The following is a 25,069-nucleotide window of genomic DNA, read 5'->3' as shown; positions in this document are numbered from 1 at the left end:
ATGACGCTGACGCTTATCAGGCCTAACCGACCTTGACGTTTGTAGGCCGGATAAGGGGTTTACCCCGCCATCCGGCAACGCGTTAAGACGCCGCAATAAACAGCTCGCGAAGCTGATGCAACTGGTCACGGATCTGCGCTGCCTCTTCGAACTCCAGGTTCTGCGCATGCTGCATCATCAGCCCTTCCAGCTCATGGATTTTCTGCTGCAGCGCCTTCGGCGTCATATCCAGCTCAACCACTTCAGACTTCGCCCCGGCGCGAGACTTCCCTCTGCCTTTGGCTTTTGTTTTGGCAATATTCTGACCCAACGCCAGAATATCGACCACTTTCTTGTTCAGCCCCTGAGGAGTAATACCGTGCTCTTCGTTGTACTGCTGCTGCTTCTCGCGACGACGTTCGGTTTCACTAATCGCCTTCGCCATCGAGGCGGTAATTTTATCGCCGTAGAGAATCGCTTTTCCGTTGATGTTACGTGCCGCACGACCAATGGTCTGGATAAGCGATCGCTCAGAACGCAGGAACCCTTCTTTATCTGCGTCCAGAATCGCCACCAGAGAGACCTCAGGCATGTCCAGGCCCTCACGTAACAGGTTGATGCCGACTAACACGTCAAACTCGCCCAGGCGCAGGTCACGGATGATTTCCATCCGCTCCACGGTGTCGATGTCCGAGTGCAGATAGCGTACTCGCTCGCCGTGCTCTTCGAGGTATTCCGTGAGATCTTCCGCCATCCGTTTGGTCAGCGTCGTGACCAGTACGCGCTCATTAATCGCCGCGCGGATACGAATTTCAGAGAGCAGATCGTCGACCTGCGTCGCTACCGGACGCACCTCAATAACCGGATCCAACAGACCGGTTGGTCGTACGACCTGATCGACCACTTCATCACCGGATTTCTCCAGTTCATAATTACCTGGTGTCGCAGACACATAGATGGTTTGCGGCGCCAGTGCTTCAAACTCTTCAAACTTCAGCGGGCGGTTATCCAGCGCAGACGGCAGACGGAACCCGTACTCGACCAGCGTCTCTTTTCGCGCCCGGTCGCCGCGATACATCCCGCCAATTTGCGGAATGGTGACGTGGGACTCATCCACTACCAACAGACCGTCGGCTGGCAGGTAATCAAACAACGTCGGCGGCGGCTCGCCTGGCCCTCGCCCGGACAAATAACGGGAATAGTTTTCAATGCCAGAGCAGTATCCCAGTTCGTTCATCATTTCCAGATCGAACTGCGTACGCTGGCTTAAGCGCTGTTCTTCCAGTAGTTTGTTGTTCGCCAGCAGGTTTTTACGTCTTTCGGCCAGCTCGACTTTAATGTCTTCCATGGCCTGCACAATGCGTTCGCGAGGCGTCACGTAGTGTGTTTTAGGATAGATGGTGTAGCGCGGGATGGTTGATTCAACCTGCCCGGTCAGCGGGTCAAACAGTGACAGACGCTCAACTTCTTCATCAAACAGCTCCACGCGCAGCGCAATATCGTCAGACTCAGCCGGGAAGATGTCGATCACTTCACCGCGCACACGGAAAGTACCGCGCTGGAATGCCTGATCGTTACGGGTATATTGCAACTCCGCCAGACGGCGCAGAATGGCCCGCTGATCGATAATCATCCCCACCGTCAGGTGCAGCATCATTTTCAGATACAAGTCCGGGTCACCCAAACCATAGATCGCGGAAACCGAGGCCACGACCACCACATCCCGACGCTCCAGCAGCGCCTTGGTCGCCGACAGTCGCATCTGCTCAATATGCTCGTTTACCGACGCATCTTTCTCGATAAACGTATCAGAACTCGGCACATACGCTTCCGGCTGATAATAGTCGTAGTAGGAGACAAAATACTCAACCGCATTATCCGGAAAGAACTCTTTCATCTCACCATATAGCTGGGCTGCCAGCGTCTTGTTAGGCGCCAGCACCATTGTGGGACGCTGTAAGTCAGCTATCACGTTGGCAATGGTGAATGTTTTTCCCGACCCCGTTACGCCCAGCAGCGTTTGATGCGCAAGCCCATCCTCCAGCCCTTCTTCCAGGCGACGAATCGCCTCAGGCTGATCGCCAGAGGGTTTAAAAGCGGAATTCAGTTTGAACGGTTTACTCATGAGCAGCTACCTGAAGCAATGGGCGGGCAGGTGTGTAATTTTACTCGCAGTCGTACATTTTGCCAGTAAAATATACTGGATGAAAAAACAGTAACGCGCCAGAATATATCTGTTACGCCATCAGAAAGCCCGTCACTGTGGACGAAAATTTTGGCGCTGACGAGATAAAACACCAGTAAAAATGTGTTATCCCCAGACCAATGACTTTTTTAACATTTGTCAAGCTACCGGATGAAAGTTTTGTGGCAACGCATGACACTTCTGCGACAGCCATTGATTTTATCTAACAATTTGTATTTAAATGACTATTCTCTCGAGACGTCTTTCGCACCAATTTAGTCGCAAGCCGCGTCTTCTCTCGCTTACATTGTGTTTTCTAACTCTAATGCACAAGGTTATCCACAGGAATAGTGGATAACTGCCTCCAGCCCGTACTGACTGCCGCCTGGCGAAAACACATCTATGGTCTTTTCTGGGGTAATAAAAAAAAATTATCGCTAATTTTTGATATTTATCAGCTAACGAAGCGACCTGCAGCAGCCGAGATCTTGCTCGCATTTTCATCATTTTGCTATCTGCACCACTATGACGCTCACAAGCACTGGCAATGTGCACCCTGGTGCAGGAAATCATCTCTGTGCTTTGTCATTTAATGTACGCAAATCGCTTATCACGCTGTTTATCTCCCTGGCTCCTCTTCTGGCAAGAGATTTGCACTTTTCTTCCCACTCCCTGCTCGTGGGGCGGATAACATCATGATGGAGAAAATCTATGCTAAGTCTTCGCGCAGTGAATCACTATTACGGTAATCAGCACACGCTATGGGATGTGGATCTCGACCTGATGCCCGGTAAGTGTACTGGCGTGCTGGGACTGCCAGGTATGGGAAAAACCACACTGGTGAATTGCATCACCGGTAATTTACCTATCGAAAGTGGCACCATGTTCTGGCATCAGGCCGGTGCGCCACCGCGCGATCTGCGTCCAATCCCCGCGGCCAGTCGCATCGCGCTGGGTATTGGCTACGTTTCACAAGAGCGGCGTATTTTTTCGCAGTTGACGGTAGAAGAGAATCTGCATATTGCGCGTAAGGCGGTTGGCGAAAGCGAGGCAATGAGCAGCAGCGATATTTACCGCCTCTTCCCACAGTTGTACGTTCTGCGTCGCAGCAAAGGGGCGATACTGTCAGATGACAATCAGTACCAGCTGGCACTCGCCAGCGCTCTGGTCACGCGCCCACGTCTGCTGATCCTCGATGAACCGACGCGGGGAACGGGCCAAGCGTATATCCACAAGCTGGGAAATTTGATCGTGCGGCTGAGCCAGGAGCTGGGCATCGCGATTATGCTTGCGGAGCAAAGTTTGCCATTCATTCGCCGGGTCGCCGACTGCTATTGCCTGTTGCATCGCGGGCGCAATGTCGCACAGGGAGCGATGACACAACTCAACGATCCGCTTCTCAACGACTGGGGGACGCCAGAGATAAAACGCTAAGATCGATATATTGCCCTGTCGATACCCGCAGCGGATCTTCCGCCAGCCATGGGATCTCTCCTAGCAACGGTGCCGGGAGAGAACGCGTCAGCGTCGCCATATATTCAGCGTGACGTTTACCCGGCGGCATCACGTCATTAGCGACCCATCCGGCAAGCGTCAGGCCAGCCTGCAGCACCGCCTGCGCGGTCAGGATGGCGTGGTTGATACAACCAAGCTTCACGCCAACGACCAGAATGACCGGCAATTGCTCCGTTTGTACCCAGTCAGCAAAACTCAGCGTCGGCGAAAGCGGTGTAAACCATCCACCAGCCCCTTCCACCAGCACCCAGTCAGCCTGCTCTTCAAGCGCACGTAAACCGGCAGACATCACCGGGGCCAAAATCGGTCTTCCTTCGTCAGCGCTGATAATATGTGGCGAAGTGGGTTCAGCGAAGGTATACGGATTAATATCCACATACTCTATCTCCAGCGTACTGTTGCGCTGCAGCGCCAGAGCATCACTGTTACGCAGGCCATCAGCGGTCATTTCACTCCCCGAAGCCACTGGCTTATACCCGACTGCCCGGTACCCCCTCTCTGCGGCTGCCTGTAACAGTGCGCAGCTGGCGACGGTTTTACCTACCTCGGTGTCCGTCCCGGTGACAAAATACGTTTTAGTCACGTTGAATCACTCCCAAAAAAAGATGATACGTCAGCGGATATCTCCCCTGCTGACAGGGCCAGGCTAACTGTAACTGGTGTAGCTGTGAGCGGGTCAGCACACGCTGTTCACGACCTTCATGCAAATGCGTTGCTCCGATACCTTTGAGCGAACGCATCGCGCTCAGTGCGTCGTCAAACCATAACGTCACGGCATGGGTGTGGTAGCCAGCATCCCAGCCATGCAGGGCATTTTTAAGTTGCTCCACAGACAAAAAATTATTGGCATGCGCCCGGTTATCTACAGCCTGCCATGCCTGACGCAACTCCGGCATGGAGCCGTGTACCAGCGTACTAAAAGCCACCGTCCCGCCAGGGCGTACAACCCGGTAAAGCTCGCTTAACGCGCTGCGTAAATCACCACACCACTGCACAGCCAGGTTGCTCCAGGCCAGGTCGAAGGTCGCTGTATCCTGCGGAATGGCTTCGATATCCGCCATCAGATAGTGATGGGCAACATTTTGTCGTTGCGCCTCCGCCAGCATCTGAGGCGAAAGATCCAGGGCGGTGACATCACACCCCCGCTCCCGCCAGTAAAGACTCATGCGTCCGGGTCCACAACCGGCGTCCAGTACATGTGCATATTCACGACCCGCCAGTAGCGCCAGTAACGCATCAGCGCTCTGGCGCTGTAACCCGGCGTGTTGTTCATAATAGGTAGCAGCACGTCCGAACGCAGCCGCAATGGCTTGCTTATTAACCAGCGTCATGCAATACCTCCAGCAAACGATCGATATCCTGGATTTCATGTGCCTGCGTCAGCGTCAGTCGCAGTCTGGCTGTACCGGCGGGTACGGTGGGAGGACGGATTGCTGTCACCCAACATCCCTGCTGGCGCAGGGCATCGGCCAGCCGTAAGGCTTTATGGTTATCACCAACGATCAGCGGCTGAATGGCGCTGTCTGAATTCACCAGTTTTAAATCTGGGGTATCCACTCCTGCCCGAAAACGTTGAATTAGCATCGCCAGCTTTGCTCTCCGCTCATCACCTTCACGGCTGCGGATCACTGCCAGCGCAGCACGCAACGCCTGAGCTTGAGCCGGAGGCATACTGGTGCTGTAGATCAAGTGACGGGCAAACTGCAGCAGATAATCGGCTACACTGTCAGAGCAGAGAATTGCCGCACCGCTGACGCCAAACCCTTTCCCGAACGTCACTACCAACAGCTCAGGCTTAACCTGATGCCGCCAACACGAACCGCGCCCTTCTTCACCGGTCACGCCAATGCCGTGCGCATCATCCACCAACAGCCAGCCATTATGCTGTTGCGCCGCCGCGTGGATTTCCGCCAGTGGTGCACTGTCACCATCCATGCTGAACACACCTTCAGTCACCACCAGTTGCTGCCCCGGACAGGGGGTAGCCAGCAGGCGGGCCAGATGCTGCGGATCGTTATGGCTAAAACGGCGCAACACTGCCGGGCTCAGGCTTGCGGCCTCCAACAGTGAAGCATGACTGAGGCGATCGGCGACGATACGATCGTTTTTTTCCATCAGTGCGGTAATGACCGCCTGATTGGCGGCAAAACCGGAGATAAATAACAGCGCACGTGAATAGCCCAGCCACTGCGCCAGCTCCTCTTCCAGTGCCTGATGCGCGATGGAATAGCCGCTTACGTGACCTGAGCCACCGCTGCCAACGCCAAAGCGTTCTGCTCCCTGCTGCCACGCGCACACAATCTGCGGATGGTGGCTTAAACCGAGATAATCATTACTGGAGAAATTCAGATACTGGCGACCATCGGCCTGTAGCCAGCGTCCTGCCCCCTGCGTCACCGCATAACGGCGGCGCAGGGCATCGGCAGAACGACGCACCGCCAGCGCATCGTCTATTTTTTGCTGCCAGGTCATACTGTCGCCGCATTGTAGTAATCATCAGTGTCCGGCGTACGCAGAGCCTGCTCCAGACGCTGTTGCTGTTCGTTATCGCCCGCCAGTACCGCCGTTTGCTGCGGGTTAAGCCCCAGCTTGCGGAACAGCAGCAGATCTTTATCTTCGTTCGGGTTCGGCGTGGTCAACAGTTTGCAGCCGTAGAAAATAGAGTTGGCCCCGGCCATAAAACACATCGCCTGAGTTTGCTCATTCATCTGCTCGCGGCCAGCGGAAAGACGCACGTACGAGGTCGGCATCATGATCCGCGCTACAGCGATAGTGCGGATAAAATCAAATGCATCCACATCGTCGTTATCCGCCAGTGGAGTACCTTTCACCTTCACCAGCATGTTGATGGGCACGCTTTCCGGCGGCGTGGGAAGATTCGCCAGTTGCAGCAACAACCCGGCACGATCGGTGACCGTTTCACCTAACCCGACGATACCGCCTGAGCAGACTTTGATCCCGGCCTCACGCACTTTATCCAGCGTATCAAGACGTTCCTGATAGGAACGAGTCGTGATGATATTGCCGTAGAATTCTGGCGAAGTGTCGAGGTTGTGGTTGTAGTAATCCAGCCCCGCACGGGCAAGACGTTGGGCCTGCGTTTCATCCAGCGTTCCCAGCGTCATACAGGCTTCCAGTCCCAGTTCTTTCACGCCCTGTACCATCTGCTCCAGATAAGGCATATCGCGCTCGTGCGGATTCTTCCATGCCGCCCCCATGCAGAAACGTGTTGAACCCGCTTGCTTGGCTTTACGCGCAGAGTCCAGTACCTGCTCAACTTCCATCAATCGTTCTGTTTCCAGACCGGTTTTATAGCGGGAACTTTGTGGACAGTATTTACAGTCTTCCGGGCAGGCACCGGTTTTAATCGACAGCAGTGTACTCACCTGTACCTGCCGCGGGTCAAAATGCTGACGGTGGATCTGTTGCGCTTCGAACAGCAGATCCAGCAGGGGTTTTTCAAATAATTCGGTGACTTGCGACATTGTCCAGCGAGAAGAGTGAGCCATATTGTTGTACGTTTCGTTGTTAGTTTGGTGTAGACTTGTAAACCTAAATCTTTTTAATTTGGTTTACAAGTCGATTATGACAACTGACGATATTGCCTTTGACAAACGCCATATCTGGCACCCTTACACCTCCATGACCTCCCCGTTACCGGTGTATCCGGTAGCGCGTGCCGAAGGTTGCGAACTGATTTTATCCAGCGGTGAGAGACTGATTGACGGCATGTCATCCTGGTGGGCGGCAATCCACGGTTACAACCACCCGCAGTTGAACGCCGCAATGAAAACGCAGATCGATGACATGTCACATGTGATGTTTGGCGGCATTACCCATGCCCCTGCCATTTCACTGTGCCGCCAGTTGGTCGCCATGACGCCAGAGGCACTGGAATGCGTTTTCCTCGCGGATTCAGGCTCTGTTGCTGTCGAAGTGGCAATGAAAATGGCGCTGCAATACTGGCAGGCAAAAGGCGAATCTCGCCAGCGTTTCCTGACATTTCGTAACGGCTATCACGGAGACACCTTCGGCGCAATGTCGGTCTGCGATCCCGACAACTCAATGCACAGCCTGTGGAAAGGGTATCTGCCGGAAAACCTCTTCGCCCCTGCCCCGCAGAGTCGGATGGACGGCGAATGGAATGAGCTGGACATCGTGCCCTTTGCCCGTTTGATGGCCGCGCATCGCCATGAGATTGCAGCCATTATCCTGGAGCCGATTGTGCAGGGTGCAGGCGGCATGCGCATGTACCATCCTGAATGGTTAAAACGCATTCGCAGGATGTGCGACCGCGAAGGGATCCTGCTGATTGCCGATGAAATCGCCACCGGGTTTGGCCGTACCGGGAAGCTGTTTGCCTGTGAACACGCCAACATTGCGCCGGATATTTTGTGCCTTGGTAAAGCATTAACCGGCGGGACGATGACACTTTCCGCCACTCTGACCACCCGTCAGGTTGCGGAAACCATCAGCAACGGCGAGGCTGGCTGCTTTATGCACGGCCCGACTTTTATGGGTAACCCGCTGGCCTGCGCCGTCGCCTCCGCCAGTTTGTCTCTGCTGGAAACAGGCGAGTGGCGTGCGCAGGTCGCAGCTATTGAAGAACAATTGCGCAGCGAACTGGCACCTGCAGCTGATTCCGCATATGTCGCCGATGTACGCGTACTCGGCGCCATCGGTGTGATAGAAACCACGCATCCGGTGAATATGGCGGCGTTACAAAGGTTCTTCGTTGAACAAGGCGTGTGGATCCGGCCGTTTGGCAAACTCATCTACCTGATGCCGCCGTACATTATCCAGCCAGATCAACTGCGTCGCCTGACGCAGGCCGTGAACGATGCTGTGCGCAATGAAACATTTTTTAGCCAATAATCGGCGGTAAGTTATGAGGTTTCTGGCTACACTTTTTGGCTAACGAGAGGAGTCAGCATGAAACTAATGAGTAACGATCTGCGCGACGGGGAGAAGCTCCCGCATCGCCATGTATTTAACGGTATGGGGTATGACGGAGATAATATCTCCCCGCATCTGCTATGGGATGATGTACCTACCGGGACCAAAAGCTTTGTCGTGACCTGTTACGATCCTGATGCGCCAACCGGCTCCGGCTGGTGGCACTGGGTGGTAGTCAACCTGCCTGCAGATACCCGTGTGCTGACACAAGGATTCGGCTCCGGTCTGGTTGCGCTGCCGGAGGGAGTCATTCAGACTCGCACGGATTTTGGTAAAGCGGGCTATGGCGGCGCGGCGCCACCGAAAGGGGAAACGCATCGTTATATCTTTACGGTTCATGCGCTGGATGTGGAGCGTCTTGATGTTGATGAGGGCGCCAGCGGAGCGATGGTCGGATTTAACGTCCATTTCCACTCGCTCGCCAGCGCGTCAATCACCGCACTGTTCAGTTAATCTCTGAGCCGGATAAGCGTCAGCGCCATCCGGCATTTTCTTACAGAAACTCGGGCACCAGCTTCAGCAAGGTTCCCTGCGCTAACAACTCGGTCGCGCACTCAATATCCGGAGCGAAAAAACGGTCCTGTGTATAGTGTGAAACCTGTTCACGCAATGCCTGACGCGCCTGTTCCAGCAGCGGGCTTGAGGTCAGTCCTTCTCGCAAATCGATTCCCTGACAGGCCGCCAGCCACTCCACGGCAATCACCCCGCGCGTATTGGCCGCCATCTCCCACAGTCGACGACCGGCCGCAGGCGCCATTGACACATGGTCTTCCTGGTTAGCCGAGGTCGGCAAACTGTCTACGCTGTGCGGGTGCGCCAGTGCTTTGTTCTCGCTGGCAAGCGCGGCGGCTGTGACCTGAGCAATCATAAAGCCGGAGTTGACCCCGCCGTTTTTGACCAGGAAAGGCGGTAACTGTGACATGTGCTTATCCATCATCAACGCAATACGTCGCTCTGATAAAGCACCTATTTCCGCAATCGCCAGCGCCAGATTATCCGCCGCCATCGCCACCGGTTCCGCATGGAAATTGCCGCCAGAAATAACATCGCCCTCTTCGGCAAACACCAGCGGGTTATCTGAAACTGCATTGGCTTCCACCAGCAGCACCTCCATAACCTGGCGCATTTGCGTCAGGCACGCCCCCATCACCTGCGGCTGACAGCGCAAAGAATATGGATCCTGCACTTTTTCGCAGTTATGGTGCGACTGCGAAAGCGCTGTGGAATCGGTCAGCACGTGGCGATAAAGAGAGGCGGCATCAATTTGTCCACGCTGTCCCCGGGCGGCATGAATACGGGCATCAAACGGACGTCGGGAGCCCAGCACCGCTTCGGTGGTCAGCGCCCCGCATACTGTCGCCGAGGCAAACAGTTCCTGCGCTTCAATCAACCCGCGCAGAGCAAAAGCCGTGGATGCCTGTGTACCATTCAGCAACGCCAGTCCTTCCTTCGCCTCCAGCGTGATCGGCTCCAGCCCAGCCTTCTTCAGCGCTTCTGCGGCCGGAAGCCATTCTCCCCGCCAGCGTGCCTTACCCTCACCCAACAAGGTGAGCGACATATGCGCCAGCGGAGCCAGATCGCCCGATGCCCCGACCGAGCCTTTCGCCGGGATCAACGGGTAAACCTCCGCATTCACCAGTGCAATCAGCGCTTCAATCACGCTCAGGCGAATACCGGAGAAACCGCGCGCCAGACTGTTGATTTTCAGCACCATGATCAGACGCACCATCGCATCATCCAGCGGTTCACCGACGCCCGCCGCATGAGAAAGCACCAGCGAACGCTGGAGATTTTGCAAATCTTCAGTGGCAATACGGGTCTGGGCCAGCAGGCCAAAACCCGTATTGATGCCGTAAGCCGTGCGGCCTTCGGCAACAATTTTATTGACGCAGTCCACACTGGCATTAATGGCGTCAACCGCGCTGGTATCCAGTCTCAACTGTACCGGCTGCTGCCAGATATCGCGCAACTGTGCAAAGCTCAGATGGCCCGGCGTTAAGGTAATGGTATTCATATCAGCGTTTCCCCTGCGTTGCGGCAACCATCGGCAAGTTCAGCCCTTCTTCGACAGCACATTCCACAGCAATGTCATACCCGGCATCGGCATGACGCATCACGCCCGTCGCCGGATCGTTATGTAATACCCGGGCGATACGTGCGGCGGCTTCATCAGTACCATCGCAGACAATCACCATCCCGGCATGCTGGGAGAAGCCCATTCCTACCCCGCCGCCATGGTGCAGTGATACCCAGGTCGCACCGCTGGCAGTATTAAGGAGCGCGTTCAGCAGCGGCCAGTCGGACACGGCGTCTGAACCGTCACGCATGGATTCGGTTTCACGGTTAGGGCTGGCAACCGATCCAGAATCCAGGTGATCGCGACCAATGACGATAGGTGCGGAAACTTCACCACTACGCACCATCTCGTTAAACGCCAGACCCAGCTTTTGTCGCCACTCCAGCCCTACCCAACAGATACGCGCAGGTAACCCCTGGAAATTAATCCGCTCACGCGCCATGTCCAGCCAGTGATGGAGATGCTTATCATCGGCCACGATCTCTTTTACTTTGGCATCGGTCTTATAAATATCCTGCGGATCGCCGGAAAGCGCCACCCAGCGGAATGGGCCAATGCCGCGACAGAACAGCGGCCGAATGTAGGCCGGCACAAATCCAGGGAAATCAAAGGCATTTTCCACACCCATCTCTTTTGCCATCTGACGAATGTTATTGCCGTAGTCAAATGTCGGAACGCCCAGTTTGCTAAATGCCAGCATCGCCTGCACATGCGTCGCCATCGAACGTTTCGCTGCCTGAACCGTACCCTGCGGATCGGATATTGCTTTCGCCTGATACTCTTCCCAGCTCCAGCCGGACGGCAAATAACCGTGCAGCGGGTCATGGGCGCTGGTCTGGTCGGTAACCATATCCGGACGCACACCACGCTTGACCAGTTCAGGCACAATGTCAGCGGCGTTGGCACACAGCGCAATGGAAACCGCTTTCCCCGCGCGGGTGTATTTTTCGATACGCTCCAGTGCGTCATCAAGCGAAGTAGCCTGCTCATCCACATAGCGGGTACGCAGACGGAAGTCGATACGGCTTTGCTGACATTCAATGTTCAGCGAACAGGCGCCCGCCAGGGTTGCGGCCAACGGTTGCGCCCCGCCCATCCCCCCCAATCCGGCGGTCAGCACCCAGCGCCCGCTCAGGTTTCCTTGATAATGCTGACGTCCTGCTTCGACGAAGGTCTCATAGGTTCCCTGCACGATGCCCTGACTGCCAATGTAGATCCAGCTCCCGGCGGTCATCTGGCCGTACATCGCCAGCCCTTTCGCGTCCAGTTCGTTAAAGTGCTCCCAGGTCGCCCAGTGCGGGACCAGATTGGAGTTGGCGATTAAGACCCGTGGTGCATTGTCATGGGTTTTGAACACGCCGACCGGTTTACCGGACTGCACTAACAAAGTTTCGTCGGCTTCCAGTCCGGTCAGCGCCTTGATGATGGCGTCATAACATTCCCAGTCACGCGCGGCGCGACCAATCCCGCCGTAAACCACCAGCTCGTGGGGATTTTCCGCCACCTCGGGATCAAGGTTATTCATTAACATGCGCAGCGGCGCTTCGGTCAACCAGCTTTTGGCTGTTAAGTTCGTGCCTCTTGGGGCCCGAATATCCTGCTGACGATACTTGCTTTGGGGCATGGTAAAACACTCCTCACGAACGATCGGACAGATAAGTAACATATACTTGTCTATACAAGTTGTCGCAAGGCTGTATTTAACAATTGAGATACATTTTTGTTATATTGCGTCAGCAATCACGGTTTTTGCGTCCTCGTATCAGGACATAAAACGTCCCTGCAGACGGTAGCGGGAACCCGGAAAGAGCAAGTGGGCATGGGAGACAATATGTGACGCCGACCAGGTCCGGCGACGGATTAGCAGACAGGGATCATGTTCTTTAATGTTCAGTAGCGCACACTCTTCTGCACTGGCTCGCACGGCTTCCACAATATGCTCACCTTCTGTCAGCGGCGCAATCAGCGACAAGTAAGCGTGCGGCGTAGTCTGGCTGTAATCCTGCGTCAGGTATTCCGGCACAATTTCTGCATTCACACAGCGATCTTCAATCTGCACCGGCTGATCGTTTTCATAGTGCACCATGATGGAGTGAAAAATGGACGTGCCCTCTGCAACGTTCAACGCCGTAGCCTGCAGAGCACTTGCCTGAGTTCTTTCCAGCGTCAAAACCTCGCACCGGTGCTGATGCTGCCGGGCAATGATTTCATCCGCGATACTGCGAATTTCGAACAGCGCAGACTGACCTTTTGGCTCGGCGACAAATGTCCCGACCCCCTGCAAGCGCACCAACAATCCTTCATCCGTTAGCTCACGCAGCGCCCGGTTAATGGTCATTCGACTAAAACCATACTGCGCCACCAGTTCCGCTTCCGACGGGATACGGTCGTGCGCTTGCCAGATGCCACTGGCAATTTTGTCGCTGATCTCCTGTTTGACCTTTTCGTAAAAAGGGGCCGGAGCTGAACGGTTGCGGGATGGGAGCATGCGTAAGCCTTCCTTAAGCAGAGAGTTTTAATTGCCAGATAGCGACCACGGCATCGGCCTGATAAGCGAACCACTATCAGGCATGTCAGCGCCACCAGTGCGCGATTTGCCAGCCAAGCCGCGCCGCAACGCGTGCTGCCCTGCCATCATCGTCAAAGCGGGGATTAAATTCAACCATGTCCACCGCCTGTAATTTACCACTGCAACAAAGAGGTTCAATTAAACCCAGTACCGTCGCCAGCGGAACGCCCAGCGCAGCAGGCGCAGACACCGCCGGCATTTCCCAGACCGGTAAAACGTCGAGGTCAATCGTCAGATAGATAACATCTACGCTGGCGACAAACTGTGCTATCTGTGCCTGCGCCTGATGGCAATGCAAATCTTCCACCACAGTGACACCGCGGCGTTGCGCTTCATCCCATAACGCCTGAGTGTTTGCCGCCCGGCTGACACCCACGCAGGCGTAATAAAACTCGCGCTGCTGCTCGTCGCAAAGCTCTGCCAACTGGCGAAACGGCGTCCCTGATGTGGCCTGTTCGGCATGACGTAAATCCAGATGTGCATCGAGATTCACTATACCCACTTTTGAACGCGGGAACGCATCCAGTAGACCTGCACCGTGAGCGAATGCGGTTTCGTGCCCGCCACCTAATACAAAGGTGCGCATCTCTGCCAGCTGACAGCGTTGTATCGCACTGCGTAGCGCCTGCTGTGCACCTTCAAGGTCCGGGGACTGCGCTACAATATTTCCCAGGTCCACCAGTCTGTCATGACCACTGTGACTGGCTAAATTTGCCAGCGCCTTACGCAGCGCGTCGGGTGCACCGGCCGCCCCCGCACGCCCCTGATTACGTTTCACACCTTCGTCGCAGGCAAATCCAAGCAGCGCAATCTGTTCACGATACATTTCAGGGGCGAACGCTGGACTGAGCGTGATGGTTTGAAACAGACGCAACGCATTCGCTGACTCAACACGATCATCGCGTCCCTGCCAGAGCGCAGGTGATGCGGGTTGCCAGTTCATCATGATATTTGCCCTCTGAATACACGTTGATAAAGTGGGTTGCGGCCAGGTTCGTAGAGAATTTCCACCGGCAGTTGCGCATCCCAGACCACAAAATCGGCAACGAATCCGGCCTTCAGTTGTCCGTGAGTGTCATGACGACCAAGCGCACGAGCCGCATGACGGGTTACGCCAGCCCAGGCCTCCTCTGGCGTTAAGCCAAACTGTACGCAGGCCATATTCATCGCCCAGTGCAGGCTAATAAACGGACTGGTGCCAGGATTGAAATCCGTTGCCACCGCCATTGGCACCTGATAGTGACGCAGCCATTCCACTGGTGGGCGCTGCTGTTCTTTGAGGAAGTAAAATGCCCCCGGCAACAGAACCCCGACCGTACCACTTTGGCTCATCGCCACCACTCCGGCTTCATCCAGGTATTCAATATGATCGGCTGACAAACCGTGGTAGCGGCTTACCAGTTGCGCACCACCAAGCAATGAGAGTTGCTCAACATGACCTTTCACCGGGATGCCCAGTGCCTGAGCGGCCTGAAATACACGCTCACTCTGTGTCAGCGTGAACCCGACGCTTTCACAAAACAGATCGACGGTCTCAAACAGACCTTTTTTCCACAACTGCGGCAAAATAGTCTCGCATACCAGTGTAATGTAGCCATCAGGGTCGTCACGGTACTCCACAGGCGTGGCATGCGCAGCCAACAGCGTAGGGCTGATTTCGATGATATTTTCCGCCGCCAGTGCTGACACCACGCGTAATATCTTCTCTTCAGTCGCTAAATCCAGGCCGTAACCTGATTTAATCTCCAGTAGCGTAACGCCTTCGTTTTTTAGCTGCGCCATCCGCGCCTGCGCTACGCGAAAGAGTTGTTCGGCTGAGGCTCGACGAGTCGCAGAGACGGTAGCATTGATTCCTCCCCCCTGGGCGCTGATTTGCTGATAGGAAACTCCGTTCAGTCTCTGTTCCCATTCGCCTGCGCGATTCCCGCCAAACACCAGGTGCGTATGACAGTCAATCAGACCCGGTGTAATCAGCCGCCCCTGCATATCAAATGTATTATCGTGGGTAAGGTATAACGATGATTCAGGCACAATATCTCGAATCTTACCCTGACGGACGATCAGCGCATGGCCATCCACCAGGCCATACGGTGTATCACGTTCAGGATCCATGGTCGCCAGGCGGACATTGCGCCAGATAGCATCATCAGGGAAAAACTGCTGCATTCGACTCACCACTTGTCATAGGTTGTATAGACATTTATTTTGCATCCTGCGGATGTTGTCAACCTGATGGACCACAATTGTTATCTAATTGTGATATAAGGACTCTCAACGCCAGACATTGCTGCGATAAAAAACAACTTTTTACCTTTTCGCCTTCCCGTTTCGCTCAACTTAGTATAAAAAAGCAGGCTTCAATGGATAACTTTCAAAGCCCGGAGCAACCTGTGAACATATCATCAGTTTCCCGTCTGGCGCTGGCTATGGCTTTTGGCGTGACGCTGACTGCCTGTAGCTCAACCTCGCCCGATCAAATTCCTTCCGATCAGACCGCGCCTGGCACCTCCTCGCGCCCGATTCTGTCGGCGAGTGAAGCCAAAAATTTCGTTGCCGCACACTATTTTTCAGCACTGACGCCAAATACTGCGCCGTGGACCCCTTCTTCTATTTCCCTGCCAGCGCAGCCTGATTTTGTTGTCGGCCCGGCAGGTACGCAAGGCGTTACCCACACCACCATTCAGGCGGCGGTTGATGCAGCAATCATAAAACGTACCAATAAACGTCAATATATCGCCATTATGCCGGGTGAATATCAGGGCACGGTCTACATCCCTGCTGCCACGGGTAGCCTGACCTTATACGGTACAGGCGAAAAACCGCTTGATGTGAAAATCGGCCAGGCCATTGACGGTGATATGAGCACCGCAGACTGGCGTCGTTCAGTGAACCCGGGTGGTAAATATATGCCAGGCAAACCGGCGTGGTATATGTTCGATAACTGCCAGAACAAGCGCGGTCCGAATATTGGCGTGATGTGTTCTGCGGTGGTTTGGTCACAAAACAACGGCCTGCAATTGCAGAATCTGACCATTGAAAACAATCTGGGTGACAGCGTTGATGCAGGTAATCACCCGGCAGTTGCGCTGCGTACCGATGGCGATAAAGTTCAGATTAACAACGTCAATATCCTGGGTCGCCAGAATACCTTCTTCGTTACTAACAGCGGCGTGCAAAACCGTCTGGAAAACGATCGTCAACCGCGTACACTGGTCACTAACAGCTACATTGAAGGCGATGTGGATATCGTGTCTGGTCGCGGTGCGGTGGTGTTTGATAATACTGATTTCCGTGTGGTGAACTCACGAACTCAGCAGGAAGCTTACGTATTTGCCCCGGCAACGCTGTCGAACATTTACTACGGCTTCCTCGCCACCAACAGCCGCTTTACGGCAAGTGGCGATGGTGTGGCGCAACTGGGCCGCTCGCTGGATGTTGATGCGAACACTAATGGTCAGGTGGTTATTCGTGACAGCGTGATCAACGAAGGCTTTAACATGGCGAAACCATGGGCTGACAGTGTTATCGCCAAGCGTCCATTCGCGGGTAACACCGGTGCGGAAGATGATAAAGGTGAAATTCAGCGTAACCTGAACGACACCAACTTTAACCGCATGTGGGAATACAACAACCGCGGTGTCGGTAGTAAAGTGGTTGCAGAGCCGAAGCAGTAATTGTTTAGCGCGATCAAAAAGAGGGCCTGGAGCCCTCTTTTTGATTTCTGTACACCATTCTTACGTCTGCTTACTGAATCCCATAGAAAAGAAAATTCAGCGCTGATTTAATCGTATTTTCATAATCTGCCGCGCTACAAAATTCACAGCCCAACACATGCTCAGGAATGCTGGCAAGCTCGTGTGTCATAAGCACAAAATCTTCCCCCTCTAAATTGAGCATCGGCGTCAATTGTTCACTACGTGGACCTATGTAGTTTCCAGCTGGAAATAAAGGAATCACAACGCGTGTATTTCTCCGCCCTATAATATCGCTCTGAACATCAAGCAAATAGGGGTAGGCTGTCGGTTTCCCCGTATTTTTGTAGGCCATAAATTGCATCGTCAAAACGTCCTGTAGGTATCCGATAGCAGTCCATTCTCTTCCGTTAACTGGTTAAGATAGTCAATGGCAGACTCATTCTCTTTCTTCCAACGGGCAACTTCCAGTTGGTGAATTTCAGCTTTGAGTGCATTCGTCAGGGTCTTTGACATATTGATCCCCGCCGCGCGCGCTTCCTGAATCAGTTGCGGCTCAATTGTTACAGTCACCGTTTTTTTAGTGCGCATTTTCGCGACTGGCATACGCCCCCCTAATACGTGTATTGATATGTGTCTCCTACACACAATATTATCACATATTGCAACGCTTACAGAAAAAAAGCCAGCCCCGAACCAACGGGACTGGCTTAAGATAAGTGATGCGAATGCTTAATACGCGTTAACCACTACCCACATTGGGCCTTGTCCTACCGCATAGCGACCTTTCTCAGTCAGAAGTCCCTGCTCACCAGCGATTTCATACACCGCAATATGGTGTGACTTCTGCCCGGCAGCAATCAGGTATTTACCACTGTGATCGATATTGAATCCACGCGGCTGCGCTTCGGTTGGCTGGAAGCCCTCTTTATTCAGCACGCTACCGTCTTCTGAAACGCTGAACACAGTAATCAAGCTGGCGGTACGGTCACAGGCATACAGATGGCGGCCATCCGGCGTAATATGGATATCCGCAGCCCAGCGGGTATCAGAAAAATCAGCAGGCATCATATCCAGCGTCTGTACACACTCAATTTTGCCGTGCGGATCTTTCAATTCCCAGACGTCAACCGAACTGTTCAGCTCATTGACACAGTAGGCATATTGCTGATTCGGATGGAACGCCATATGGCGTGGCCCTGCACCTTCGACGGTGGTCACTTCCGCGGGATCCTGCGCTATCAGTTTGCCATCATCACAGAGGCCAAACAGGCAGATACGATCCTGCTTCAATGCGGGAACCCACAGAGTGCGATTATCCGGTGAGATATTAGCCGAGTGGCATCCGTCCAGACCTTCCACCACATCCACCAATTCAACCGGCAAACCATCCTCCAGACGCGTCACACTAACGCTACCGGCGTTATACGATCCAACAAAGACAAAACGCCCCTGATGGTCGGTGGAAATATGCGTCGGGCTTCCCGGCAGTGCGGATTCCGCAGCGAAGGTCAACGCACCGTCATCTGGCGCAATACGGTACGCCAGCACACGAAACTCCGGGCGCACACCAACATAGAGGTAGCGCTTATCCGGGCTGACAACCATCGGCTGTACCTGACCCGGTACATCAACCACCTGCACAAGCGTTAGCGAACCTTCGTGATTCAGGCTCCAGACATGGATTTGCTGACTCTCAGGGCTGGCGGTATAAACGGTTTGCTTCATGAATACTCCTTTGCTTTTGGCAAGTGGCTGCAATTGCCTGATACACGCCTAAAGTAGACGCTTTTAACGGGGAATGCTTAATTAAGGCTCATAATTTTGTCCGGCTCCCGACTCGGTGTACCATTCCTGCAGACAAAATTATCAACCTTAATCTGGAAAAACCTATGACCGCACGCGTGATTGCCCTGGATTTAGACGGTACCTTGCTGACACCGAAAAAAACCTTGTTACCATCCTCCCTCGAGGCCCTTTCTCGTGCAAGGGAAGCAGGCTACCAACTTATCATTGTCACAGGTCGCCATCACGTTGCTATTCATCCTTTTTATCAGGCACTGGCGCTGGATACACCTGCAATTTGCTGTAACGGTACTTACTTGTATGATTATCAGGCAAAAAACGTACTGGAATCCGATCCGCTTCCTGTGGAGCAGGCATTGCAGCTGATCGATATGCTGGATGAGCATCAGATCCATGGTCTGATGTACGTAGATGAGGCCATGTTGTATGAGCGCCCGACCGGGCATGTGGTTCGTACCGCTAACTGGGCGCAAACCCTGCCGCCGGAACAGCGTCCAACATTCACTCAGGTGTCGTCGTTGGCACAGGCCGCACGTGACGTTAATGCCGTGTGGAAATTTGCTCTGACCGACGAAGATATTCCAAAACTGCAGCAGTTTGGTAAACACGTTGAGCAACAACTGGGGCTGGAATGCGAATGGTCCTGGCACGATCAGGTCGATATTGCCCGTAAAGGCAACAGCAAGGGAAGACGCCTTACCCAGTGGATTGAAGCGCAAGGCGGCTCAATGGAGAATGTGATAGCTTTTGGCGATAACTTTAACGATATCAGCATGCTGGAAGCAGCAGGAACCGGTGTTGCGATGGGTAATGCAGACGATGCCGTCAAAGCTCGCGCCAATATTGTGATTGGCGACAACACCACTGACAGCATCGCGAAGTTTATCTATTCTCACCTGTTGTAATCAGGCGGTAATCGATACGCTCTTAATTTGCGCGTACAACCACAGGCCAGGTTTGATGCCCAGCTCATCTCTGGCCCATGGGCTGATTCTTGCCCACAACGTTTTACCGCCCACCTCAAGCTGAACTTCCACCTGCCCGTTATCGTCATAACACTGCGCGACCTTCGCGCGTAATACGTTGCGAATACTGGTTTGCTGCGGCGGTTGTAATACCAGTGAAACATCAGATGCCTGAATGCGGATACGCAGCACGCTTTGCAGCGGCTCATCGAGCTTGTTTACCCACAGATGCTGATCGCCGAGCGCCAGCGCGGTCATGGCATAATGCGGGTGGTGCTCCAGCACACTGACTTTCAGAATACTGCTCTGTTGTTCCTTTGGCAGCCAGGGGTGCATAACGCTACTGCCCCAGACATCTTCCAGCGAGCCAAACGCTTTTACCTGCCCGTTTTCCAGCACCATCACTTTATCGGCCAGATGCAAAATCTCATCCAGAGAGTGGCTGACATATAGCATAGGAATATTGATTTCACGCGCAAGGCGTTGCAGGTAAGGCAACAGTTCCCGTTTACGCGGAATATCCAGCGACGCTAACGGTTCATCCAGCAGCAACAACTCCGGTGCGGTAAGCAACGCCCGACCAATAGCTACACGCTGTTTTTCACCGCCGGAAAGGCTACCCGGCAAACGGTCAAGCAACGGCTCAATTCCCAGCAGCGCCACCAGCTTATCAAACTGTCCGGTCATGCTTTTCGCCATGCCGTAGCGCAGATTACCGCGTACCTTATAATGCGGGAACAGTCGCGCATCCTGGAAAACGTAGCCCACCCGGCGTTTTTCAGGAGTTAAGCAGACTCCCTTTTCAACGTCATTCAACACCCGACCGTTGAGTACAATGCGTCCGGATTGCGGCTTAGTCAGTCCGCTAATCGCGTTAATCAGCGATGTTTTACCTGCGCCGGAAACGCCAAAAATAGCCGTAATACCGCTGGCAGGCAGCGTTTCATTGAGCGTCAGACAGTGGGTTCCTAACGTCTGAGAGAAATTAAGTTCCAGCATGATTATCGCCCCGTCCGCTCGCGGCTAATCCGCGCCAGCCATTCAGAAATAAGCAGTGAAATCAGGGCCAGCACAATAGAAATAATGCATAACCTTGCCGCCGCGCTTTCGCCACCAGGCGTCTGGATTAGGGTATACATCGCAGAAGGGATCGTGCGAGTTTCACCTGGAATGTTGGAAACAAAGGTAATGGTCGCACCGAACTCACCGAGTGATCGGGCAAACGCCAGTACTGTACCAACAATGATCCCAGGCAGCATCAATGGTAATGTGATGGTCAGGAATACGCGCCAGCGTCCAGCGCCCAACGTTCGAGCCGCCTGCTCCAGTTTGACGTCGACTGCCTCAAGCGCCAGACGGATAGCCCGCACCATGAGTGGGAAGGACATCACTGCCGCGGCAAGAACTGCACCGCGCCAGCTAAACGCAAAGGTAATACCAAACCAGTCATACAACCGCTCGCCGATAAATCCGCGCCGCCCCATGGCGATCAACAGCAGATAACCCACTACCACCGGCGGCAGAACCAGAGGCAAATGCAAAACGCTGTCGAGCAGCGCTTTACCTGGAAACTTGCATCGCACAAGCAACCAGGCAAAGAAGATCCCAAACGGCAGACTAAACAGCACGGCCAGGGAAGAAACTTTCAGGCTCAGTATAACGGCCTGCCATTCAGGATCGCTGAGTATCATTACTTGGTCGTAAATCCATAACGTTTAAAGATTTCAGAAGCCTGCGGTCCTTTCAGATAGTCATAGAACGCGCTGACCGTTGCGTTTTTGTGCCCATCAACAATCGCGACAGGGTATTCCACTTTTTTGTGTGAATCTTCCGGGAAAGTCGCCACAACTTTTACGCCTTTGCTGGCAACAGCATCGGAACCGTAAACGATCCCCAGCGGCGCTTCATTACGCTCTACCAGCGCCAGCGCACCACGGACGTCTTCAGCAGGCGCCAGTTTTGGTGCCAGGGTATCCCATGCTCCCAGTTTTTGCAGCGCTTCTTTGGCATAAATGCCCGCCGGAACATGTTCCGGGTCACCAACAGCCAGACGTCCACCGTTCAACAGACTGGTCCAGTTAGTTTTACTGTCGATGGTAAAGTCTTTCTGTTCACTAGCTTTAGGAGCCACAACAACCAGGCTGTTCCCAAGCAGCGTCTTACGCGTTGCAGTATCGATAGACTTCTTCTCTACCGCATAATCCATCCATTTCTGGTCGGCAGAAATAAATAGATCGGCTGGTGCTCCAGCTTCAATCTGACGCGCCAGCGTAGAAGATGAGGCAAAAGAGGAGACAACATCGACATTCTTTTCTTTTTTATAAACCGCTGCAATGTCCTGCATCGCGTTTGTCAACGAAGCCGCTGCGAACACCGTAATTTTACCTTCATCCGCCAGCGCATGCCCGGCAACAGAAAGAGAGAGCGTTGCCCCTGCAAACAAGCGTAACCATGAACGTGCCATCTGTAACTCCTTTGAGTTTCGTTATGTATGCAACAATATAACGATTAAACCAGGGTTTTCCCAGTGGTTATTGATACCAATTAGAGGTTACACAAAGAAAATATCGGCAAGAAAAGCAGGATCTTGAGGAACGATGCACAAAGGATTTCGAGTGATATTGAGCGGAGGCAAATAACAAAAATGCGACTTAAAGGACGAAGAAGATAAAACGCCCGACTGAGCGGGCGTTTGGGGAATCAATGATTCTGTCTGGACTGGTCTTTCTGACCGATACCGGAAAAAATGTTGAACACTTCACCCAGTCCGTAAATCAGACCCAGAATGACGGCCATTACCACAGGTACCATGATTACGGCGAATACCAGACTTTTCAATAACTCTAACATGGTCAACTCCAGATATAGTCCTTAGTTGTATTCTAACCACATAACGTAGAAAAGCACTCCCCTTTTGTGCTGTCGGCTTTGCGCGCGCGCGGTTTTCCGTCACAATACCCTTTTTTGCCAGGAGCTCGTTATGCAGGCCGAAATCCTCCTTACCCTGAAACTTCAGGAAAAACTGTTTGCCGATCCCCGCCGCATTTCTCTGCTAAAGCACATTGCGCTTTCCGGCTCCATCAGCCAGGGCGCGAAGGATGCGGGCATCAGTTATAAAAGTGCCTGGGATGCCATTAACGAAATGAACCAGCTCAGCGAGCAGACGTTGGTTGAGCGTGCTACTGGTGGCAAAGGCGGCGGCGGCGCGGTATTGACCCGTTATGGTCAGCGCCTGATTCAACTGTATGATTTACTTGCACAAATCCAACAAAAAGCGTTTGATGTTCTGAGCGATGACGATGCGCTCCCGCTCAATAGCTTGCTGGCGGCTATCTCCCGTTTTTCACTGCAAACCAGTGCCCGAAATCAGTGGTTTGGCACTATTACCGCTCGCGACCACAATCAGGTTCAGCAGCATGTCGATGTCCTGCTGGCCGATGGCGAAACGCGGCTAAAAGTCGCACTGACGGCGCAAAGCGGTGAACGTCTCGGGCTTGAAGAAGGCAAAGAAGTTCTGGTTCTGCTTAAAGCACCGTGGGTAGGGATTACGCAGGATAAACGCGTGGCTCAGGCCGCTGACAACCAGTTGCAAGGGACAATTAGCCATATTGAGCGCGGGACAGAACAGTGCGAGGTGTTAATGACCCTACCCGATGGCCAAACGCTATGTGCCACCCTGCCACGTGAAGAGGCGGCAGACCTGACAGAAGGCACCGCTGTGACAGCGTATTTCAATGCCGACCGAGTGATTATCGCCACGTTGTGCTAAGTCGATTGACATCGACCCGCAGAACACGTATCCCTGTTATTAATCGCTGCAATAAATGGGATACAAAATGTCATCGTTGCAAATTTCGCAAGGCACGTTTCGTCTGAGTGACACGAAAACGCTGCAGTTGAATACCTTTGTTTTGAACGCAGGTGATAGCTGGGCGTTTGTTGGCTCTAATGGCAGCGGGAAATCCGCACTGGCCCGGGCACTGGCGGGAGAGCTACCGCTACTCAAAGGTGAACGCCAGTGCCACTTCACGCGTATAACCCGACTCTCATTTGAGCAGCTACAAAAGCTGGTCAGCGATGAATGGCAGCGTAACAATACCGATCTTCTTAGTCCGGGTGAAGACGATACCGGACGAACCACCGCAGAGATTATCCAGGCTGAAGTTAACGATCCCGCCCGTTGTTCAACGCTGGCGCAACAGTTTGGTATTACCTCCCTGCTCGACCGACGTTTCAAATACCTCTCTACCGGTGAAACACGCAAAGCTTTACTTTGTCAGGCGCTGATGTCGGAACCGGAGTTACTGATACTTGATGAACCGTTTGACGGGCTGGACGTTGCGTCACGTCAACAGTTAGCGGATCTGCTCGCTTCGTTGCATCAGACGGGCTATACGCTGGTACTGGTCCTCAACCGCTTTGATGAAATTCCAGACTTCGTGCAGTTTGCAGGCGTGCTTGCCGATTGCACATTGACAGAAAGCGGCGAGAAAGCCGACTTACTGCAACAGGCGCTGATTGCCCAACTTGCTCACAGCGAACAACTTGACGGTATTACGTTGCCCGAGCCTGATGAACCTTCAGTCAGCCTCGCACTTCCCACAGACGATGCCCGCATTGTGCTCAAAGATGGCGTAGTCTCTTATAATGATCGTCCTATTCTCCATGGCCTGAGCTGGCAGGTAAAGCCGGGTGAACACTGGCAAATTGTCGGCCCTAATGGCGCAGGGAAATCGACCCTGCTCAGTTTAATCACCGGCGATCATCCGCAAGGTTACAGCAACGATCTGACCCTGTTCGGCCGCCGACGTGGCAGCGGTGAAACCATCTGGGATATTAAAAAGCACATTGGCTATGTCAGCAGCAGTCTGCATCTGGATTACCGGGTGAGTACCACGGTGCGCAACGTTATTCTCTCGGGTTTCTTTGATTCAATCGGCATCTATCAGGCGGTTTCAGACCGGCAACATAAGCTGGCGCAACGTTGGTTAGACATTTTGGGAATGGATAAACGCACTGCGGATGCCCCGTTCCACAGTCTTTCCTGGGGACAGCAACGGCTGGCACTGATTGTCCGCGCGCTGGTCAAGCATCCTACTCTGCTGATCCTCGACGAACCGTTGCAAGGGCTGGACCCGCTAAATCGTCAGTTGATCCGCCGTTTTGTCGATATCCTTATCAGTGAAGGAGAAACTCAGTTGTTGTTTGTTTCTCACCACGCCGAAGATGCGCCAACCTGTATAACTCATCGACTGGAGTTTATCCCTGAGGGCGATATCTATATCTATCGACAAACATCCCTGCGTTAGTTTTCATTCGCTGGCA

The 25,069-nt window shown here is 53.6% G+C and carries 24 protein-coding genes; 7 read left to right on the top strand and 17 right to left on the bottom strand.

The genetic code is table 11. From position 1 onward, the window contains the following. Window positions 1-82: 82 nt before the first annotated feature. Complete coding sequence (uvrB, locus tag LG384_RS07215; RefSeq protein ID WP_045441157.1) at window positions 83-2,104, bottom strand: excinuclease ABC subunit UvrB; 2,022 nt, start codon at window positions 2,102-2,104, stop codon at window positions 83-85. A 771-nt stretch (window positions 2,105-2,875) separates the two neighbouring features. Here uvrB and LG384_RS07210 point away from each other — a divergent pair. After that, entirely contained in the window at window positions 2,876-3,598 is a 723-nt protein-coding gene (locus tag LG384_RS07210) for an ABC transporter ATP-binding protein (protein ID WP_045441156.1), read from the top strand. Here the strand turns inward: LG384_RS07210 and bioD are convergent. The 4 genes from bioD to bioB are packed head-to-tail and all read right to left on the bottom strand — an operon-like array spanning window position 3,564 to window position 7,188. Next, a complete protein-coding gene (gene bioD, locus LG384_RS07205) occupies window positions 3,564-4,262 on the bottom strand; it encodes a dethiobiotin synthase (protein WP_045441155.1) in 699 nt (232 codons plus the stop codon). The genes LG384_RS07210 and bioD overlap by 35 nt on opposite strands. Continuing rightward, window positions 4,255-5,010, bottom strand: a complete 756-nt coding sequence (gene bioC, locus LG384_RS07200; protein WP_048221810.1) for a malonyl-ACP O-methyltransferase BioC — start codon at window positions 5,008-5,010, stop codon at window positions 4,255-4,257. The genes bioD and bioC overlap by 8 nt, the downstream gene beginning before the upstream one ends. Further along, window positions 4,997-6,151 carry an 8-amino-7-oxononanoate synthase gene (gene bioF / locus LG384_RS07195; protein ID WP_200010637.1) on the bottom strand — a complete coding sequence of 385 codons (1,155 nt, stop codon included), beginning with the start codon at window positions 6,149-6,151 and terminating at the stop codon, window positions 4,997-4,999. Before bioF ends, bioC begins: the two co-directional genes overlap by 14 nt. Continuing rightward, window positions 6,148-7,188, bottom strand: a complete 1,041-nt coding sequence (bioB, locus tag LG384_RS07190) for a biotin synthase BioB (RefSeq protein ID WP_200010631.1) — start codon at window positions 7,186-7,188, stop codon at window positions 6,148-6,150. Before bioB ends, bioF begins: the two co-directional genes overlap by 4 nt. A 76-nt stretch (window positions 7,189-7,264) precedes the next feature. Between bioB and bioA the strand changes: the two genes are divergently transcribed. Both bioA and LG384_RS07180 read left to right on the top strand, forming a co-directional pair. Continuing rightward, a complete protein-coding gene (gene bioA, locus LG384_RS07185; RefSeq protein ID WP_225760676.1) occupies window positions 7,265-8,554 on the top strand; it encodes an adenosylmethionine--8-amino-7-oxononanoate transaminase in 1,290 nt (429 codons plus the stop codon). A gap of 57 nt (window positions 8,555-8,611) precedes the next feature. After that, window positions 8,612-9,088: a kinase inhibitor gene (locus LG384_RS07180; RefSeq protein WP_225760675.1), complete on the top strand. Its 477-nt coding sequence runs from the start codon at window positions 8,612-8,614 to the stop codon at window positions 9,086-9,088. A 40-nt stretch (window positions 9,089-9,128) separates the two neighbouring features. Here the strand turns inward: LG384_RS07180 and hutH are convergent, their stop codons facing one another. From hutH to hutI, 5 genes are all read right to left on the bottom strand, one after another. Next, the gene (gene hutH / locus LG384_RS07175) at window positions 9,129-10,649 is read right to left on the bottom strand and encodes a histidine ammonia-lyase (RefSeq protein ID WP_200010629.1); all 1,521 of its coding nucleotides are present in this window, start codon (window positions 10,647-10,649) and stop codon (window positions 9,129-9,131) included. A 1-nt stretch (window position 10,650) separates the two neighbouring features. After that, window positions 10,651-12,336 carry a urocanate hydratase gene (hutU, locus tag LG384_RS07170; RefSeq protein ID WP_045441148.1) on the bottom strand — a complete coding sequence of 562 codons (1,686 nt, stop codon included), beginning with the start codon at window positions 12,334-12,336 and terminating at the stop codon, window positions 10,651-10,653. Between the two features lie 138 nt (window positions 12,337-12,474). Then, the gene (locus LG384_RS07165; RefSeq protein WP_045441147.1) at window positions 12,475-13,200 is read right to left on the bottom strand and encodes a histidine utilization repressor; all 726 of its coding nucleotides are present in this window, start codon (window positions 13,198-13,200) and stop codon (window positions 12,475-12,477) included. Between the two features lie 85 nt (window positions 13,201-13,285). Next, window positions 13,286-14,227 (bottom strand): formimidoylglutamase, encoded by a 942-nt coding sequence (gene hutG, locus LG384_RS07160; protein ID WP_225760674.1) that lies wholly within the window; start codon window positions 14,225-14,227, stop codon window positions 13,286-13,288. Continuing rightward, window positions 14,224-15,447, bottom strand: a complete 1,224-nt coding sequence (gene hutI / locus LG384_RS07155) for an imidazolonepropionase (RefSeq protein ID WP_200010626.1) — start codon at window positions 15,445-15,447, stop codon at window positions 14,224-14,226. Before hutI ends, hutG begins: the two co-directional genes overlap by 4 nt. A 224-nt stretch (window positions 15,448-15,671) precedes the next feature. On the opposite strand from hutI, the gene LG384_RS07150 reads away from it, so the two are divergent. Continuing rightward, entirely contained in the window at window positions 15,672-16,955 is a 1,284-nt protein-coding gene (locus LG384_RS07150; protein WP_200010625.1) for a putative acyl-CoA thioester hydrolase, read from the top strand. Window positions 16,956-17,025: 70 nt separating this feature from the next. On the opposite strand, the gene LG384_RS07145 is transcribed toward LG384_RS07150, so the two are convergent. The 3 genes from LG384_RS07145 to pgl all read right to left on the bottom strand — a co-directional run bounded on the left by LG384_RS07145 (window position 17,026) and on the right by pgl (window position 18,701). Then, entirely contained in the window at window positions 17,026-17,337 is a 312-nt protein-coding gene (locus LG384_RS07145; protein ID WP_045441144.1) for a CcdB family protein, read from the bottom strand. Between the two features lie 2 nt (window positions 17,338-17,339). Beyond that, window positions 17,340-17,579: a type II toxin-antitoxin system CcdA family antitoxin gene (locus tag LG384_RS07140; protein ID WP_045441143.1), complete on the bottom strand. Its 240-nt coding sequence runs from the start codon at window positions 17,577-17,579 to the stop codon at window positions 17,340-17,342. 126 nt (window positions 17,580-17,705) lie between these two features. Next, window positions 17,706-18,701 carry a 6-phosphogluconolactonase gene (gene pgl / locus LG384_RS07135; protein ID WP_045441142.1) on the bottom strand — a complete coding sequence of 332 codons (996 nt, stop codon included), beginning with the start codon at window positions 18,699-18,701 and terminating at the stop codon, window positions 17,706-17,708. Between the two features lie 164 nt (window positions 18,702-18,865). On the opposite strand from pgl, the gene LG384_RS07130 reads away from it, so the two are divergent. Beyond that, window positions 18,866-19,684 (top strand): pyridoxal phosphatase, encoded by an 819-nt coding sequence (locus tag LG384_RS07130; RefSeq protein ID WP_045441141.1) that lies wholly within the window; start codon window positions 18,866-18,868, stop codon window positions 19,682-19,684. On the opposite strand, the gene modC is transcribed toward LG384_RS07130, so the two are convergent. From modC to LG384_RS07110, 4 genes are all read right to left on the bottom strand, one after another. Beyond that, window positions 19,685-20,743, bottom strand: a complete 1,059-nt coding sequence (modC, locus tag LG384_RS07125; RefSeq protein ID WP_200010618.1) for a molybdenum ABC transporter ATP-binding protein ModC — start codon at window positions 20,741-20,743, stop codon at window positions 19,685-19,687. 2 nt (window positions 20,744-20,745) lie between these two features. Then, window positions 20,746-21,435, bottom strand: a complete 690-nt coding sequence (gene modB / locus LG384_RS07120; RefSeq protein ID WP_045441139.1) for a molybdate ABC transporter permease subunit — start codon at window positions 21,433-21,435, stop codon at window positions 20,746-20,748. Further along, window positions 21,435-22,208: a molybdate ABC transporter substrate-binding protein gene (gene modA / locus LG384_RS07115; RefSeq protein WP_045441138.1), complete on the bottom strand. Its 774-nt coding sequence runs from the start codon at window positions 22,206-22,208 to the stop codon at window positions 21,435-21,437. The genes modB and modA overlap by 1 nt, the downstream gene beginning before the upstream one ends. Before the next feature lie 236 nt (window positions 22,209-22,444). Next, complete coding sequence (locus LG384_RS07110) at window positions 22,445-22,594, bottom strand: AcrZ family multidrug efflux pump-associated protein (RefSeq protein WP_045441137.1); 150 nt, start codon at window positions 22,592-22,594, stop codon at window positions 22,445-22,447. A gap of 130 nt (window positions 22,595-22,724) precedes the next feature. Between LG384_RS07110 and modE the strand changes: the two genes are divergently transcribed. Beyond that, a complete protein-coding gene (gene modE / locus LG384_RS07105) occupies window positions 22,725-23,513 on the top strand; it encodes a molybdenum-dependent transcriptional regulator (protein WP_048221822.1) in 789 nt (262 codons plus the stop codon). A 67-nt stretch (window positions 23,514-23,580) separates the two neighbouring features. Then, entirely contained in the window at window positions 23,581-25,053 is a 1,473-nt protein-coding gene (modF, locus tag LG384_RS07100; RefSeq protein ID WP_045441135.1) for a molybdate ABC transporter ATP-binding protein ModF, read from the top strand. Window positions 25,054-25,069: the final 16 nt, after the last annotated feature.

The sequence above is a fragment of the Citrobacter sp. Marseille-Q3906 genome (assembly GCF_916618775.1).
GTDB classification, from domain to species: domain Bacteria; phylum Pseudomonadota; class Gammaproteobacteria; order Enterobacterales; family Enterobacteriaceae; genus Citrobacter; species Citrobacter murliniae.
Note: the sequence above shows the minus strand (reverse complement) of the source record. Positions and strands in the feature narration are given on the sequence as shown.

Bases quoted from the DNA above. Each gene is read 5' to 3' on its own strand.
- uvrB (WP_045441157.1), bottom strand. From the start codon at position 2,104: ATGAGTAAACCGTTCAAACTGAATTCCGCTTTTAAACCCTCTGGCGAT.
- LG384_RS07210 (WP_045441156.1), top strand. From the start codon at position 2,876: ATGCTAAGTCTTCGCGCAGTGAATCACTATTACGGTAATCAGCACACG.
- bioC (WP_048221810.1), bottom strand. From the start codon at position 5,010: ATGACGCTGGTTAATAAGCAAGCCATTGCGGCTGCGTTCGGACGTGCT.
- bioF (WP_200010637.1), bottom strand. From the start codon at position 6,151: ATGACCTGGCAGCAAAAAATAGACGATGCGCTGGCGGTGCGTCGTTCT.
- bioB (WP_200010631.1), bottom strand. From the start codon at position 7,188: ATGGCTCACTCTTCTCGCTGGACAATGTCGCAAGTCACCGAATTATTT.
- bioA (WP_225760676.1), top strand. From the start codon at position 7,265: ATGACAACTGACGATATTGCCTTTGACAAACGCCATATCTGGCACCCT.
- LG384_RS07180 (WP_225760675.1), top strand. From the start codon at position 8,612: ATGAAACTAATGAGTAACGATCTGCGCGACGGGGAGAAGCTCCCGCAT.
- hutH (WP_200010629.1), bottom strand. From the start codon at position 10,649: ATGAATACCATTACCTTAACGCCGGGCCATCTGAGCTTTGCACAGTTG.
- hutU (WP_045441148.1), bottom strand. From the start codon at position 12,336: ATGCCCCAAAGCAAGTATCGTCAGCAGGATATTCGGGCCCCAAGAGGC.
- LG384_RS07165 (WP_045441147.1), bottom strand. From the start codon at position 13,200: ATGCTCCCATCCCGCAACCGTTCAGCTCCGGCCCCTTTTTACGAAAAG.
- hutG (WP_225760674.1), bottom strand. From the start codon at position 14,227: ATGATGAACTGGCAACCCGCATCACCTGCGCTCTGGCAGGGACGCGAT.
- hutI (WP_200010626.1), bottom strand. From the start codon at position 15,447: ATGCAGCAGTTTTTCCCTGATGATGCTATCTGGCGCAATGTCCGCCTG.
- LG384_RS07145 (WP_045441144.1), bottom strand. From the start codon at position 17,337: ATGCAATTTATGGCCTACAAAAATACGGGGAAACCGACAGCCTACCCC.
- LG384_RS07140 (WP_045441143.1), bottom strand. From the start codon at position 17,579: ATGCCAGTCGCGAAAATGCGCACTAAAAAAACGGTGACTGTAACAATT.
- pgl (WP_045441142.1), bottom strand. From the start codon at position 18,701: ATGAAGCAAACCGTTTATACCGCCAGCCCTGAGAGTCAGCAAATCCAT.
- LG384_RS07130 (WP_045441141.1), top strand. From the start codon at position 18,866: ATGACCGCACGCGTGATTGCCCTGGATTTAGACGGTACCTTGCTGACA.
- modC (WP_200010618.1), bottom strand. From the start codon at position 20,743: ATGCTGGAACTTAATTTCTCTCAGACGTTAGGAACCCACTGTCTGACG.
- modB (WP_045441139.1), bottom strand. From the start codon at position 21,435: ATGATACTCAGCGATCCTGAATGGCAGGCCGTTATACTGAGCCTGAAA.
- modA (WP_045441138.1), bottom strand. From the start codon at position 22,208: ATGGCACGTTCATGGTTACGCTTGTTTGCAGGGGCAACGCTCTCTCTT.
- LG384_RS07110 (WP_045441137.1), bottom strand. From the start codon at position 22,594: ATGTTAGAGTTATTGAAAAGTCTGGTATTCGCCGTAATCATGGTACCT.
- modE (WP_048221822.1), top strand. From the start codon at position 22,725: ATGCAGGCCGAAATCCTCCTTACCCTGAAACTTCAGGAAAAACTGTTT.
- modF (WP_045441135.1), top strand. From the start codon at position 23,581: ATGTCATCGTTGCAAATTTCGCAAGGCACGTTTCGTCTGAGTGACACG.